Here is a 15681-nt window from a genome sequence, read left to right on the forward strand (position 1 = left end):
TTTTTATATACCACCGAGTCTTTTTTCTATAAAAATAAAGGACGCATCATTTGAAAATTTTAATATTAACAAGTAGCGTCAATAACTCGGGAGGCACAGAGCGAGTAGGCTCTATGCTAGCTAATGGATTGTCTGAGGTCGGATATGAGGTATTGCTAGCGAGCATAGCTGATGGCGATATGCCTTTTTTTTCTATTAATAAAGAAGTTAAATTGTTGTCTTTAATGAGCTTTCCAAAATGTAAGTTATGCCGTATTCCAAATACTATTTATAAATTAAGAAAGTTACTAAAAAAAGAACGCATTGATACATTAATTGTAGTGGACACTTTATGCATTCAGTTTACTTTGCTCGCTGTGCTGGGGCTGCCAGTAAAGCATATATGTTGGGAACATTTCGGCTTTAGTAATAATATAGATAAGCCCCAAAGAAGATTTGCTCGTCAATTGGCGGCCCGATACTGTGATTCCGTTGTCACGTTAACTGAAAAAGACAAACAGCATTGGCTAAATGGCACACAGCATAAATCACAAATCATAGCCATCGCTAATTACTGCCCATTTCCACCTCAGTATTTCGATAAGGAAAAAAATACGAAAATAGTATTATCGGTAGGTAGCTTAACCCATATTAAAGGGTTTGATATGTTACTTGAGGCTTGGATACAGGTTAATAAAGCGCTGCCAGACTGGAAGTTGGTTATAGTAGGAGAGGGAGAGGAGAGACAAAAACTCACAGAGTTTATTGCAGAAAACCACTTGGCAGATAGTGTTGAATTGGTAGGCCGCACCTCTGATATTAGTCAGTATTATAAAGACGCTGAAATTTTTTGCTTAAGTTCTCGCTTTGAAGGTTTTGGTATGGTGTTAATTGAAGCGTTAGCTTTTGGTTTGCCGATAGTCAGTTTTGATTGTGATACAGGACCTGCAGAAGTGTTAGAAGGTACAGGATCTATATTGGTACCTAAGAATGATATAGAACAGTTATCCTTGTCCTTAATTGAGTCCATGAAAGACAAGCAAGGTCGGAAGCTAATTGGGTCAAAAGCTAAAGAGAAATCTGGTTTTTATCAACCAGAAAAAATAATAAAACAGTGGATTAAACTGATTGAGAGTTAAAATAAATTTTATAAAAAATTCATTGCAATGAGTTTTATTAATTAATCTGTCATAGGCTAACAATGAAAATACTATATATCATCACTGGTCTAGGGCAAGGAGGCGCTGAACGAGTTGTTTGCGACTTAGCAGATGAGATGGTCAAACGAGGACATCAAGTCAAAATCATCTATTTTGTAGGTCAGGCACTCACCAGACCGATATGTAAAGATATTGAGTTAATCAAAATTGCCTTAACCAATACAATGTCGCTACCTATAGCGTATGTATTGCTATTAAAAAGCATTAAAGGTTATCAGCCTGATGTTGTGCACTCGCATATGGTACATGCAAACATTTTAACGCGCTTGGTCAAACTAGTGACACCCATAAATAAATTGATATCGACAGCGCATAGTAGCAACGAAGGCGGCGCGCTACGTATGCTAGCCTATCGACTGACCAACCCTTTAGCGGATATAAGTACCAATGTGAGTAATACGGCAGTTGCAGCTTTCGAATCAAAACATGCAGTACCTAAAGGCAGCATGCAAACCATATACAATGGCGTGAATTTTGATGACTTCAGTTATCGTTTGCAGGCAAAAATTGAGATACAAGATGAGTTGGAGTTAGATGAAAGTAGCAAGCTCATTTTAGCAGTCGGTAGTTTCAATGAAGCAAAAAACTACTCTAATTTGCTAATGGCCATCAAGTCTTTAAAAGCCTTCAGCTCTACTCCTTTTGTACTACTCATTGCAGGTGATGGTGAGCTAAGGTCAGAAATTGAAAGGCTGATTGTAGCGTTAGAGTTAGATAAAAACGTTATCTTATTAGGACGAAGGCATGACATATCGACATTGATGTGCGCTTGTGATGTTTTCGTTTTATCCTCTGATTATGAAGGTCTACCAACCGTATTGATTGAAGCGCTCGCTTGCCAAGCTAACGTTGTTTCCACTGATGTTAGCGGTGCACATGAGATATTAGATGGTTATGGCAGCATTGTACCTATTAGACAACCTAAAGCTTTGGCAAAGTCTATCGCAGACACTTTGCTCATTGAAAAAAAGAACATACTGGGACGGCAACATGCTAAAAATAAGTTTGATATAGAGATTGTTTCAGACGAATGGATGAAGGTATATGATGAGAAATAATCAGCACTTCTTCGAACGATTTTCTAATCCCACTATTTTTTTATTAGTTACGACTGTATTTTTTTTTAAGATCATTGCTTTTGTTTTAATGGAATATGGCATTTTAGTCATAAACTTAGGAGGTGGTAGTGATGCCAATTATTACAACTCTTATGCTGAAGGCCTTACAGATACGGCAGTAAATATTTGGCCAATATTATTAAGATGGTTGAATGATATTGGTTTATATTCGCGTGACGTGACTACTTACCTTTTGTTTTTCTTAAGCCTGATAGCTATTCCGATGATGGTGGTTAGGCTTTCAGGTCTGACGTTTAACAAAAATCAGAAGTATTATTTGTACTCCTTGCTGGTTTGTTTGATTCATCCAACCATATTCTTTTTTTCGACAGATATTTTTCGTGATGTATTTATGGCGTTTTGCTTTTTAGCAGGCTGTCTGACAGTAAAGGGGTTTCTGAAAAGTAATAGCCTATTGATTTCTACTTTCTATTTTTTATTGTCTGTTGCAATTGGTTTTTTCTTGATAGAGATTAGAATTTATTTGGGTTACGCTTATTTACTCAGTCTTCTGTTTTTTAAAATAAGGTTTACAAAAAGTAGAGTTGTCTATTTGGGTTTTTTATACTTTTCACTTCTATTTATAGCCAACTATGTAGGTGTTTTAGACTTACTCACTGAATATAGATCTGGGTTTGAGGCGTCAGGAGGTGGTTCAACTCTAGGTCTAAGCTTCTCTAACCCTCTATTATTTATACCTAATTTTATCATCAGCTTTTTGGGACAGATGTTAGGTTTGTATATTACCAACCCATTAGCACTTGTACTGTTCATACTTGAAACCATTCCATTCTTTTTTATGCTTGTATATGTGTTAAAAAATATAAAATTCGCAGACAGCTTTGTACGCTTTCTCATTGTGTTCTTTGTACTTTATGGCAGTGTTTGGCTGATTGGAAATGATAACTTAGGGACAGCAGTTCGTTTGAGAATATATAATTATTTGGCTATATATATCAGTTTCTTCTATGTTTTAAGACTTAAAAGTAGTTCTTTGAGAAAGCTATCCTCTAATAAACGAGAGGGAATTAATAGATGAAAATAATTATTTTAGGCACCATTGCTTATAGTCTCTATGGTTTTCGTGCGGATCTCATCAAAGCGTTGGTTAAACAGCAGCATACTGTCTATGCATTTACGTCTGAATATACTCAAGCAGAGTTAAAGAAGATAGAAATGTTAGGTGCTATACCAGTGACCTATCGTTTGAGTCGAGGGGGTTTGAACCCTTTGTCTGATATCAAAATTACGTATCACTTATCTAAAGTGATTAAAAGTATGGCGCCAGATATTGTGTTCTCTTACTTTTCTAAACCAGTCATCTTTGGAACGTTAGCAGCAAAAATGGCAAAAGTTCCGCAAGTGGTAGGTATGCTTGAGGGGTTAGGGTATTGTTTTACAGACCAACCCGAAGGCCTGAGCAAAAAAGTGAAAGTTATCAAAGCGATTCAGGTTCTGCTATATAAAGTGGTTCTGCCTCAGATAGACACGCTCATATTTTTAAATGCTGATGATCCTAATGATTTGTTGAAGAAGTACAATATACGAGCAAAGCAGGTAGAGGTTCTAGGCGGCATTGGTTTGAGTTTGAGTCATTACGAGTATCAGCCTGTAGTGAATATTCAAAAGCCTATTAAATTTTTATTTATTGGACGCTTATTAAAAGAGAAAGGTATTCATGACTTTATTTCAGCGATAAAAATAGTAAAGAAAACATATCCTGAGGCCTATTTCACTATCTTAGGGGAAATAGATGTATCTAACTTGGGTGCATTGCAAAGGTCAGAGCTAGATGAGCTGATTGCATCAAAAGTCGTCAATTACCCCGGTCAAGTTGATAATGTAAAAGATTGGATTGCCAGTCACCATGTATTTGTATTGCCGTCTTATCGTGAAGGTGTGCCACGTAGCACTCAAGAAGCGATGGCCATTGGAAGGGCTGTTATAACCACTGACGTACCTGGCTGTCGTGAGACAGTCGTTGATAGTGTTAACGGTTTTTTAGTCGAGAAATGGAATCCACAAGCCTTGGCTGAAAAGATGATTTATTTTATAGAGCATCCTGAACAAATCGAGAAGATGGGTATTGAAAGTTATAAAATAGCGCAAGAAAAATTTGATGCCGATAAAGTCAATAAACGATTACTAAATATGTTGGGTTTATAAATGATAAAACGACTATTCGATATCGTAGGTGCGACTGCCGCTCTGGTCGTGTTGTCTCCTGTATATGCTGTGACCGCTTATCAAGTGAATAAGAATCTGGGGTCGCCAGTCTTATTTCGTCAGAGACGTCCTGGTTTATATGGTCAACCGTTTGAGATGATAAAATTTCGCTCAATGAAGGATAGTGTAGATATAAATGGCAATCTATTAGAGGACAGTGAACGTCTGACATCCTTTGGTAAGGCACTGCGTAATACTAGCCTAGATGAGCTGCCTGAGCTATGGAATGTGATTAAGGGAGATATGAGTCTGGTAGGCCCAAGACCGCTACTGATGGAATATTTACCATTATATAGTGCTGAGCAAACTTATCGGCATAGTGTCCGTCCAGGCATTACTGGCTACGCACAAGTGAATGGCCGTAATGCTATTGGATGGGATGAGCGGTTTGCACTTGATACTTGGTATGTGGATAACCAGTCATTGTGGCTAGATATCAAAATTTTATGTAAGACGGTGAAAAAAGTCATCGTCAAAGATGGTATTAGTGCTGATGGGGAAGCGACCATGAGTAAATTCACAGGTAATAGCGTTGATCATAATACGCTTTGATGAGGAATATATGCTAAACACTCCTTTTTCTCCATGGCCAAGTTTTACTCAGCAAGAGGCCGATGCCGTTAGCCAAGTATTGTTATCCAACAAAGTTAATTATTGGACAGGGACCGAGAGTCGTGAATTTGAGACAGAGTTTGCTAATTGGGCAGACAGCAACTACGCCATCGCTGTGGGTAATGGCACGCTAGCGTTAGATTTGGCATTGCAAGCGCTCGATATTAAAGCCGGCGATGAAGTGATTGTCACACCGCGCACCTTTATCGCCAGTATCTCTTGTGTGGTGAACGGTGAAGCAAAACCTGTATTTGCTGATGTCGATGAAGCCACAGGCAACATCACCGCTGACTCTATCAGTGCCGTACTGACGAAAAACACCCGTGCTATTATATGTGTGCATTTGGCAGGCTGGCCATGTGATATGGACAGCATTATGGCCTTGGCTGATGCGCATGACTTATATGTGATAGAAGACTGTGCGCAGGCACATGGGGCACATTACAAAGGCTGTAGCGTGGGCAGTATTGGTCATATTGGCGCATGGAGCTTTTGCCAAGATAAGATTATGACCACAGGCGGTGAGGGCGGTATGGTCACCACCAATGACGAGCAGCTATGGCGCAAGATGTGGGCGTACAAAGACCATGGCAAGAGCTATGCAGCCGTGTATGAGACAGAGCATGCGCCCGGCTATCGCTGGTTACATGAGAGCTTTGGCACCAACTGGCGCATGACTGAGATGCAGTCTGTCATAGGACGTATTCAACTTGAGCGAATGAGTGATTGGACAGCCAAACGTACTGCTAACGCCCACACGATATTAGAGGCCTGTGCCAAGTGGGCAGAGAAGGGTTATTTGGTCGTGCCTACGTTAGAAGACACACCGCATTTTTCAGACTCTAAACATGCGTACTATAAGCTGTATGTATATGTGAATGCAGACAACCTGCCTGAGGATTGGTCACGTGATAGACTCATCCAAGAGATTAATGCGTTAGGTGTACCGTGTTTTTCTGGTACGGCATCAGAGGTGTACTTAGAAAAAGCGTTTGATGATACAGGGTTACGTCCAGAGACTAGATTACCAGTTGCAAAACAGTTGGGTGAGACCAGCTTAATGTTTTTGGTGCACCCCACGCTCACCACTGCTGAGATTGCGCAGACAGTAGAGGCTATTGATAGTGTGTTTGGCTCAATAGCTAAATGAAGCGTTGCTGATACGCATTGATATTCCGTACAGAAACGTCAGTCTGATATCAGTTTTATGGTTTATTGAGTTGTTAATTAAAGATTATTAGCATTTTATTAATCATAATGCGACACTGCTTAATAGAGTCTTTATAGAAATTTATGAGTATCTAACCTAATGCCATGCTAGGATTTTTGGACGCAGGCAGGTACAATATCACTATCAATCATACCTTGATTAAGGATAAGACAGGCATGCAAGCAATTGCGGCGCTGTCTTTATTTTTTTGTCATACCCTCTATTGGAGTTTCTATGTCTATTGCGTCTACTACCCAAGAGTCTGCCACCATTTTAGACGGCAAATCACTTGCCAAACAAATAGAACAACAACTACGCACGCGCGTAGATGCTATCAAGGATAAGACAGGACGCACGCCGAGCTTGGCGACCATATTGGTTGGTGCAGATCCCGCTTCTGCGACTTATGTGCGTATGAAAGGCAATGCCTGTAAGCGTGTTGGTATGGACTCTATACGGGTTGAGATGCCAACCGAGACCACCACTGAACAGCTCATGGCAAAGATAGAAGAGCTGAATAACAATCCAGACGTACATGGCATTTTGCTACAGCATCCTGTCCCTGCACATATCGATGAGCGTGCATGTTTTGAGCAGATCGATTTGGCAAAAGACGTAGATGGCGTGACTTGTCTTGGTTTTGGTCGTATGGGCATGCAGCAGTCAGCCTATGGCTCGTGTACACCGCAGGGCATCATGCATTTGCTAGAGCATCACAATATTGAGCTCTCAGGCAAAGAAGCAGTGGTCGTAGGTCGTAGTGCAATCTTGGGTAAACCAATGGCGATGATGCTATTAAATGCCAACTGTACCGTGACCATTTGTCATTCTAGAACTCAGGATTTGGCATCGCATATTAAGCGTGCTGATATCGTGGTTGGTGCAGTAGGCGTGCCTGAATTGATTAAAGCAGAGTGGATCAAAGCAGGCGCAGTTGTCATCGATGCAGGGTTCCATCCTACCGATGATGGCGGCGTGGGTGATATCGAGCTACAAGGCGTAGAGAATATCGCTAGTGCTTATACGCCAGTGCCGGGCGGTGTGGGCCCAATGACCATCAATACGCTTATCCGCCAGACGGTCGATGCGGCTGAAAAATCAGCGGGTTTGTAGTTCGATTAAAAAAATAGTGATAGGAATACTGATTGCCGATATATGAGGGGCCTGATGCAGTAATAACTCAGGCTAAATCAACCACATTTCAGTTGATAGGACCTAAACATGGCTAAAAAAAACGTGGGTATTCATGAGCGGCTACAGAGTATTGGTAGAGAGTTTGTCGACATTTGCCATTACGTTATCTTATTTTTAATCAGTGTGGTGGTGGTGTGGACGGCAGGCAAGGAGTTTATTGAGATCGTTCAAAAAGGCTCAGCGGACTTAAAAGATATCTTGATGTTGTTTATTTATCTTGAGCTACTAGCCATGATAGGTATTTATTTTAAAACCCACCGTCTGCCCGTACAGTTTTTGATATTCATTGCGATAACGGCGTTGTCACGGCATTTGGTGGTCGATGTGCAAGCCGTTTCAGACTATTTTCATTTGTGGCTGCTAGCGACGATTTCTGTGGCGATTATGCTGCTAAGCGGCGCTATCGTGATACTGACATGGACAGCCAAAACCTTTGGCCGCCCAGAGGACAATCTCGATAAGCAGCATGCAAACCTAATCGTGAATGCATTGTTGCCCGATAATGCGCAAGCGCCTGATAGTCATACCAAGCATCGCCGTGAGTGATATATAATGATCAGAACAAAAAAGGGCTACCAGTGGTAGCCCTTTTTATATCTGATATTTTACATTACAGCCACTTTAGGCGCTTAAAGTTATAGTACAAGTAACTACATAGTGCGATGATAACAACCATGATGACAAGGTAGGCATACTTCCAATGTAGCTCAGGCATAAAATCAAAGTTCATGCCATAGATGCCAGCAATGGCCGTCGGTACGGCTAAGATACCTGCCCATGCTGCCAGCTTACGCACGACCTCATTCTGTCCCATATTGACCATGGCCATATAGGTGTTCATAACCACGCTCAGCATCTCATTGAGACCATTGATGGCATCTAGCGAGTGCAAAAGATGGTCATTAACATCGCGGAAGTAGGGCTTAGCGGCTTGAGAAAATCCAGAGACAATCTCGCTTTTTTTATGATTGATAAAAAAGCTACAAATGTCTTGGACAGGCAGGATAATAGCACGCATATGTACCAGCTGTGACTTGAGCTCGTAGAGGTTTTTTAAGGTACCCTTATCGAACTCGTAGGTAAATACATAGCGTTCTTGCTCACGCAAGTATCGACCCAGTCGGTCGGTGATCGGCATATAGTTATCGACGATAAAATCGAGTATGGCATGTAGCACAAAGATAGGGCCCATGCGAAGCTTTTCGGGGCGACGATGACAATGTTCACGCACAGGTGCATAAGAATTTGATGGCCCATTACGGATGGTAATCAGGTAGTTTTTGCCCATGAATATCGCCGTCGTGCCGTAGCGAATGACGTTGTCCTCTAACTTGGCTGTACGCAGCACCACAAAGACCATATCATTGTCGTAGTTCTCAACTTTGGCACGTTGATGATCTGCAAATGCATCCTCAATCGCCAGCTCATGTAGATCAAAGGCTTCTTTGACCTTCACCATGGTTTCTAGACTGGGGTCATAAAGACCGAGCCAGATAAATTGACCACTATTATTCAGCGCACGACTGACATCATTGAGTGCCACTTTATAAAGGTTTTCACCCGTCTTACGTGAGTAAGCGTAGCAGTTGACGACTTCATCTGCGCTCGATAGGTCAATATCCTCGTAGCGCTCAGAGTCGGGATCATAGACCGTCATGGTCTCAATGGTATCCTCACTCGTCGCAGCGACATCACCATAAATATAACTGTCATCGCTGTCTAGATAAAGATGCTGGTCGTTCATATGGGCATATATATGATCCATATTGGAATCAGGTGCAATGCGAGCTGTCTTCTTAATCAATTGATTATTATCGTTTTCCATACACCCTCCTGTCATATAATCAAAAACGTCAATAATCGAAGTTTACCGTGAGCATGGCTACTGTTTTAGCGTGTGCTCACTTTACCCACAGTAAGTCGGTTTTAGAGTGCATAGCTTTTTAGCGTCTCGATATCTACCAATGCCAGTAGGCTCTCATGACAAGCTTCTAGCTTAATTTGCGGGGCAATATCAAAATCTAACGCCTCAACCCAGCGCAGTGCACAGATACACCAGTAGTCACCAGGTTTGAGACCCGCAAAGTTGTATTCAGGTAGGGGTGTTATAAGGTCATTGCCACGACTGGCAGAGAAGTTTAAAAACTCGCTGGTCATCTTGGCACAGACGGTATGCTGACCGACATCATGGTTGCCTGTATGACAAAACCCATTACGATAATAGCCGGTAATAGGATCGAAGCAGCAGCTGGCAAGCGCCGTGCCTAAGACATTGGTTTGGTTGATGGCAGGGTTTGGGTGGTAATCAGATGACATAAGGCTTCCGAGATAAAAATATGTGTTAGTGTATCATGAGTCTATACCGATGATGCTGCCGTAATCATGCTCATTATCTAATGGTTAACAAAAAATAAACCTCTTGGCTATGCGCCCAATATTAAGCCAAATACATCAGCGATAACGGCTGTGTCCGCTACGACCCTAGCCTGCAGTTGGACAGTAATTAGATAGTGATTGTGGCTAATTGTCACTAGGCGAACCTTGAGTGCTATGCTAAACTAAAGCATAAAGTGCCTTGATTATTTGTCGCCGTTTTTTAGCGCATAAAGATACTCGTCTTATCATTCTAAATTATACTTATTATTCACCCTTTTGCGGTTACCTGGTTTGTTTATAAATAATTGGGTCAATGATGTTGCGCGTTAAATATAAAAACACAACGTCAATACTCGGCAAATCACCTTTTAAGTACCGCATCAGTACCGCGTTTTTGGTAAGCGATACGCCAAACAAGGATTTATTGTGTCTGTTAGTTCTGATTCTGCAAAACCTGCCCAGCCAAATGCTACCAACGAAACAGTGACTCAGTCTGCTGAAAACAGTGCTGTCTCCAATCACAAGCCATTCTTAAGTACCTTTGCCAGCGATGTGGCCAATAGTTGGCTGCTGCCAGACGGTGTGGTTGATGTGTTGTTTGAAGATGCCCATAAGCAAGAAGTGCTTAGACATCAGTTAATCGAGCAGCTTATTACGCATGGTTATCAGCTGGTTTGTCCGCCGATGATTGAATTCACCGAATCTTTGCTAAGCGATGCATCAGAAGATCTTAAGCGTCAAACCTTTAAGATTATTGATCAGCTGACTGGCCGTCTAATGGGTGTACGCGCTGACATTACCCCGCAAATTTTGCGTATAGATGCGCATCACGGCGGTACCGGTATTGCGCGTTATTGCTACGTTGGCGATGTGATTCATACCTTGCCATCTGGTCTGTTCGGCTCACGTACTCCATTACAGTTAGGCGCTGAGATATTTGGTTGTGCGTCACTTGCCGCAGATATCGAGCTGATAGATGTGCTGTTTACGATGGTCAATAAGCTCAATATGAGTGCGACGCTGCATATAGATTTGGGTCACGTGGCGATATTTAAACGCTTGGCTGAGTTGGCTGAATTGTCAGACAGTGATACTGAGCAACTGATGTACTTATATGCCAATAAAAACCTGCCAGAGCTCAAAAGTGTGTGTCGCACGCTACCGATGGGCGATGACTTTTATGTGCTAGCACGTTTCGGTCATGATATCGCTAATCTGTTGGCAAAACTGTCAGACAACGCGCAAAAAGACAGCCAGATCGCAACGGCTGTGGATGAGCTACAACGCCTAAAATCACATCTACAAGAGCAGTGGCAGTGCCCTGTCAGTATCGATGTGACTGAGCTATCAGGTTATCATTATCACACGGGCATCGTATTCAATGGTTATATCAATAGCGAAACGCAGCCACTCGTACGTGGTGGCCGCTTCGATGGTATGCAACGCCAGACACAGACGCTGCGTGAGGCCACCGGCTTTAGTATGGATGTCAGTCGTCTGCTAGCGCATACTCAGCTAGACGCACCGACGGTTGTACTGGTTGATTTTGCCGCCAGCAGTCAGGCAAATAACGATCAAATGCAAACCTTGTTGGGCCAAGTTGAGAGTTTACGTCAGCAGGGTTATCGCGTCACCATGCCATTGGATGCAGAAGACCGTCCAAATGACGTGACGCATCGATTGATCATGACGGATAGTCAATGGCATCTGCAAACGGTTTAATGACCAATTTATTAAGCACAATCACTAAGTATCAGTTATTCACTATAAGCTGTTAAAACGCTAAATGAGTCGTTAGATGCATAAGTACAGGTATCTTCGACAGAGTTAGGTTGGTTTTTAATGGTTATTGCACACACCTCAATACATAAAGGTAAGGATTGATCATGGGTAAGAATGTCGTAGTTTTGGGTAGCCAATGGGGCGATGAAGGTAAAGGTAAAATCGTTGATTTGCTAACCGAAAAAGCCTCAGCAGTCGCACGCTTTCAAGGCGGCCATAACGCTGGTCACACATTGGTTGTCGATGGCAAAACCACTGTCTTGCATCTGATTCCATCAGGTATTTTGCGTGAAGGCGTTACTTGTTTCATCGGTAACGGCGTCGTGCTAGCCCCTGACGCATTGTTAAAAGAGATGAAAGAGCTAGAAGACAATAACGTACCTGTACGTGAGCGTCTGCGCATCTCTCCTAATTGCCCACTAATCATGCCATACCACGTAGCGCTTGACCAAGCACGTGAAGCCAAACGTGGCAGCGGCAAAATCGGTACGACAGGTCGTGGTATCGGTCCTGCGTACGAAGACAAAGTTGCACGCCGTGCCATTAAGCTTGCGGACTTGTTCCGTGAAGACTTAGAAGAGAAACTACGTAACTTAATCGAATATCATAACTTCCAACTGACTCAGTATTATAAAGTTGACGCGATTGATTTTGATGAGACTTTGAAGCTTTGTAAAGAGTGGAAAGAAGAGATTAAAGGCATGGTTACTGATGTAACCGAAGATCTAAATCAATTGCGTCTCGCTGGCGAAAACCTAATGTTCGAAGGTGCGCAAGGTACGTTACTTGATATCGATCATGGTACTTATCCGTTTGTGACCAGCTCAAGTGTAACTGCTGGTGGCGTATCTACTGGTACAGGCATCGGTCCATTGTATTTAGATTACGTATTGGGTATCACTAAAGCTTACACCACGCGTGTTGGTAGCGGCCCATTCCCAACAGAATTGTTCGATGATGTTGGCGCTCATTTGGCCAAAGTTGGTCATGAGTTTGGTGCGACGACTGGTCGTGCGCGTCGCTGTGGTTGGTTCGATGCTGAAGCATTACGCCGTGCAGTAGTACTGAACTCGATGTCAGGTATCTGCTTGACTAAGCTTGACGTATTAGACGGTCTTGAAGAGTTGCTAATCGGTGTGGGCTATAACCTACCTGAGACTGAGTGTGCAGGCGCACATGATGCTGAATTCTATGAGTCAGTCACGCCTAAGTACGAAACCATGCAAGGCTGGAGTGAGTCAACCGTTGGTGTAACCAACTATGACGATTTACCAGAGAACGCTAAAAAATACATCAAACGTATCGAAGCATTGATTGGTTGCCCAGTTGATATTATCTCAACTGGTCCTGATCGCGAAGAGACTATCGTATTGCGTGACCCATACGACGCATAATTGCAGTAACATCTTTGTATTTGTTTCACTATTAATAGCTATATTGATCGATAAAACCCCAGTGCTGAGCACTGGGGTTTTCGCTTTTGTCAGAATTCATAGCATTATCAACCATTAATACATAATAAATTTACTTTTATGCAAGGTATGGTCATAAATTAGCGCTATCATTTATAGTCTTAATCATTATAATAGGCAGCAATCCTATGTTGGCGCTCAGGTTTTAGATTTGACTAACAATAAGTTAGTTAAATCTGCCCAAGTCAACATTGCGGCTAAAGATAAAACAAAGCATTAACTCTTTCATTTTTTACCGAATTTATCATTTATTAGGAGCTTTTCATGGCTAACGAACGTACTTTATCTATCATCAAACCTGACGCAGTTGCTGGCAACCACATCGGTGCTATCTACAGCCGTTTTGAGCAAGCGGGTCTAAAAATCGTTGCAGCTAAAATGATGCAACTTGATGATGAAAAAGCAGGCGGTTTCTACGCTGAGCACGCTGAGCGTCCATTTTACAATGATCTAAAATCGTTCATGATGTCAGGTCCAGTACTAGTATCAGTACTAGAAGGCGAAAACGCTATCGCTCAGCATCGCGAAATCATGGGTGCTACTAACCCTAAAGACGCTGCTGAAGGCACTATCCGTGCAGACTTCGCTAGCAGCATCGATGAAAACGCAGTACATGGTTCAGATTCTGCAGAGTCAGCAGCACGTGAAATCAGCTACTTCTTCAGCGATGATGAAGTATGTGCACGCACGCGTTAATAGCAGCGATTATTAATGTCAGCTAGCATTTAGTATATTGATTGTTGATAATTGGTTTTGCAAGACGGCTTATATCTTATGGGTATAGGCCGTTTTAATTAATTGCTCATGTGCAGCTTCGACTATATCTCCAACTTCGACTATAATAGAGCAAGCTGAATTGAAATCGGTCAAGATTTGCCTCATTATCTTATATTAGTCAGCGTTAGCAATCCTTTGTCAGCATTATTTTACTGGATTTTTGCCAGCCATTTGGTAAAACCAGTTGTCCAAAAATATACGCTCACAAAGGATTGCTCATGCATTCATGCCATACCTATGTACGGCAAAGCTCATATCAATAATTGCATTGCTCATTTACGCTCATGCAAAAAGGTTACCTATTATGTCCACTGTTCAAGCTCCTACTCAACACGTACCTGCCAAACTTACTGATAGCATTAAGCTGGTAGACGAAGCGCACGCAAAGACCAATCTACTTGGCATGACGCAAGCGCAATTGGCTGACTACTTCAAAAGTATCGGTGAAAAACCGTTCCGTGCCACGCAGGTGGTGAGATGGATATATCAGCAAGGCGTGACAGACTTTGAGCAAATGACCAATTTGAGCAAGTCGCTGCGTGATAAATTGTCGCTCAATGCTTGTGTGGTGCCGCCAAAAGTGATTCATCGTCAATATAGCGATGATGGTACACGTAAGTGGGTGTTTGAAGTCACTGGTGGCTCATTGGTTGAGACCGTTCTTATTCCTGCAGATGACAGCAAGTTAAATGGTCGCAAAACCTTGTGTGTGTCTTCGCAAGTGGGCTGCGCATTGGACTGTAGCTTTTGTAGTACTGGCAAGCAAGGGTTTGAGCGTGACTTAACCGCTGCTGAGATTATCGGTCAGTTGTGGGTGGCTAATGCTTCTTATATGACTGACGAGAATGACAGCTTAGAAAACGTCGATCATAGCCTATGGGAAAACAACGTCACCAACGTTGTGATGATGGGTATGGGCGAACCGCTATTGAATTATAAACCAGTGGTTGGCTCAATGGAGCTGATGCTCAGCGATCATGCTTATGGGTTGTCAAAGCGTCGCGTCACTTTATCGACTTCAGGCGTCGTACCTAAGATGTATCAGCTCGCGCAAGATATCGATGTGGCATTGGCTATTTCATTACATGCACCCAACGATGAGCTGCGCAATGAGTTGGTGCCAATTAACAAGAAGTATCCGTTAGAAGAGTTGATCGCTGCGGCAAAAAACTATGTGTTTGACGTCAATCCACGTCACAAAAAACATGTCACGATTGAGTATGTGATGCTTGATGGCGTCAATGACAGCAATGAGCATGCTCACCAGTTGGTTGCGTTATTGGAAGGGTTACCAAGTAAGATTAATCTTATTCCGTTCAATCCGTTCCCACATGCAAACTATGACAAATCAAGCAACAATCGTATTCATGCGTTTAGCAACATATTGAGCGAAGCAGGTTTTGTTTGTACCATTCGTCAAACCCGCGGTGATGATATTGATGCGGCCTGTGGTCAATTGGTTGGGCAAGTGGCGGATCGTACTAGACGCTCAGCCGCATGGCAGCAAAGTATCAAAGACCGTGAAAACGTTTAGGGGATTCTTCAGAAGATAGCCTTAATATCTGATTTGGTATGGATTTTTAACTCTCTTTTATCTGTCGCAACGGTAATGAAAATGTAGCAATAACGGTCAAGGTGGAATAAGGGCGCAATTAGTCACAACTAAATTGTACTTATAGGGGTTAAATCTATTAAACTGATGCCTCGAGGATCGA

The 15681-nt window shown here is 42.3% G+C and carries 14 protein-coding genes; 12 read left to right on the forward strand and 2 right to left on the reverse strand.

The genetic code is table 11. From position 1 onward, the window contains the following. Window positions 1-50 precede the first annotated feature (50 nt). From IP510_RS00335 to IP510_RS00370, 8 genes are all read left to right on the forward strand, one after another. Window positions 51-1118 carry a glycosyltransferase family 4 protein gene (locus tag IP510_RS00335; protein WP_227669397.1) on the forward strand — a complete coding sequence of 356 codons (1068 nt, stop codon included), beginning with the start codon at window positions 51-53 and terminating at the stop codon, window positions 1116-1118. Between the two features lie 62 nt (window positions 1119-1180). Beyond that, window positions 1181-2257 (forward strand): glycosyltransferase, encoded by a 1077-nt coding sequence (locus IP510_RS00340; protein ID WP_194362826.1) that lies wholly within the window; start codon window positions 1181-1183, stop codon window positions 2255-2257. Then, entirely contained in the window at window positions 2244-3356 is a 1113-nt protein-coding gene (locus tag IP510_RS00345; protein ID WP_320154162.1) for a hypothetical protein, read from the forward strand. The genes IP510_RS00340 and IP510_RS00345 overlap by 14 nt, the downstream gene beginning before the upstream one ends. Next, the gene (locus IP510_RS00350; RefSeq protein ID WP_194362827.1) at window positions 3353-4483 is read left to right on the forward strand and encodes a glycosyltransferase family 4 protein; all 1131 of its coding nucleotides are present in this window, start codon (window positions 3353-3355) and stop codon (window positions 4481-4483) included. Before IP510_RS00345 ends, IP510_RS00350 begins: the two co-directional genes overlap by 4 nt. Beyond that, complete coding sequence (locus IP510_RS00355; protein ID WP_194362828.1) at window positions 4484-5095, forward strand: sugar transferase; 612 nt, start codon at window positions 4484-4486, stop codon at window positions 5093-5095. Between the two features lie 10 nt (window positions 5096-5105). Continuing rightward, on the forward strand, window positions 5106-6305 hold the full coding sequence (locus IP510_RS00360; protein ID WP_194362829.1) for a DegT/DnrJ/EryC1/StrS family aminotransferase: 1200 nt from the start codon (window positions 5106-5108) through the stop codon (window positions 6303-6305). A 294-nt stretch (window positions 6306-6599) separates the two neighbouring features. Then, the gene (folD, locus tag IP510_RS00365; RefSeq protein WP_194362830.1) at window positions 6600-7478 is read left to right on the forward strand and encodes a bifunctional methylenetetrahydrofolate dehydrogenase/methenyltetrahydrofolate cyclohydrolase FolD; all 879 of its coding nucleotides are present in this window, start codon (window positions 6600-6602) and stop codon (window positions 7476-7478) included. Window positions 7479-7586: 108 nt separating this feature from the next. Further along, a complete protein-coding gene (locus IP510_RS00370; protein WP_194362831.1) occupies window positions 7587-8105 on the forward strand; it encodes a phosphate-starvation-inducible protein PsiE in 519 nt (172 codons plus the stop codon). Between the two features lie 64 nt (window positions 8106-8169). Here the strand turns inward: IP510_RS00370 and corA are convergent, their stop codons facing one another. Together corA and IP510_RS00380 are read right to left on the reverse strand one after the other, a co-directional pair. After that, window positions 8170-9324 (reverse strand): magnesium/cobalt transporter CorA, encoded by a 1155-nt coding sequence (gene corA, locus IP510_RS00375; protein WP_413786439.1) that lies wholly within the window; start codon window positions 9322-9324, stop codon window positions 8170-8172. Between the two features lie 161 nt (window positions 9325-9485). Continuing rightward, window positions 9486-9875 carry a DUF2237 family protein gene (locus IP510_RS00380; protein WP_194362833.1) on the reverse strand — a complete coding sequence of 130 codons (390 nt, stop codon included), beginning with the start codon at window positions 9873-9875 and terminating at the stop codon, window positions 9486-9488. 486 nt (window positions 9876-10361) lie between these two features. Here IP510_RS00380 and IP510_RS00385 point away from each other — a divergent pair, with 486 nt between their 5' ends. The 4 genes from IP510_RS00385 to rlmN all read left to right on the forward strand — a co-directional run bounded on the left by IP510_RS00385 (window position 10362) and on the right by rlmN (window position 15500). Continuing rightward, entirely contained in the window at window positions 10362-11657 is a 1296-nt protein-coding gene (locus IP510_RS00385) for an ATP phosphoribosyltransferase regulatory subunit (RefSeq protein WP_194362834.1), read from the forward strand. Window positions 11658-11821: 164 nt separating this feature from the next. After that, window positions 11822-13111 carry an adenylosuccinate synthase gene (locus tag IP510_RS00390; protein WP_194362835.1) on the forward strand — a complete coding sequence of 430 codons (1290 nt, stop codon included), beginning with the start codon at window positions 11822-11824 and terminating at the stop codon, window positions 13109-13111. A 342-nt stretch (window positions 13112-13453) separates the two neighbouring features. Then, window positions 13454-13885 (forward strand): nucleoside-diphosphate kinase, encoded by a 432-nt coding sequence (gene ndk / locus IP510_RS00395; protein WP_194362836.1) that lies wholly within the window; start codon window positions 13454-13456, stop codon window positions 13883-13885. A gap of 385 nt (window positions 13886-14270) precedes the next feature. Beyond that, on the forward strand, window positions 14271-15500 hold the full coding sequence (rlmN, locus tag IP510_RS00400; RefSeq protein WP_194362837.1) for a 23S rRNA (adenine(2503)-C(2))-methyltransferase RlmN: 1230 nt from the start codon (window positions 14271-14273) through the stop codon (window positions 15498-15500). Window positions 15501-15681: the final 181 nt, after the last annotated feature.

It is taken from the genome of Psychrobacter sp. NG254, from assembly GCF_015277735.1.
Taxonomy (GTDB): Bacteria; Pseudomonadota; Gammaproteobacteria; order Pseudomonadales; family Moraxellaceae; genus Psychrobacter.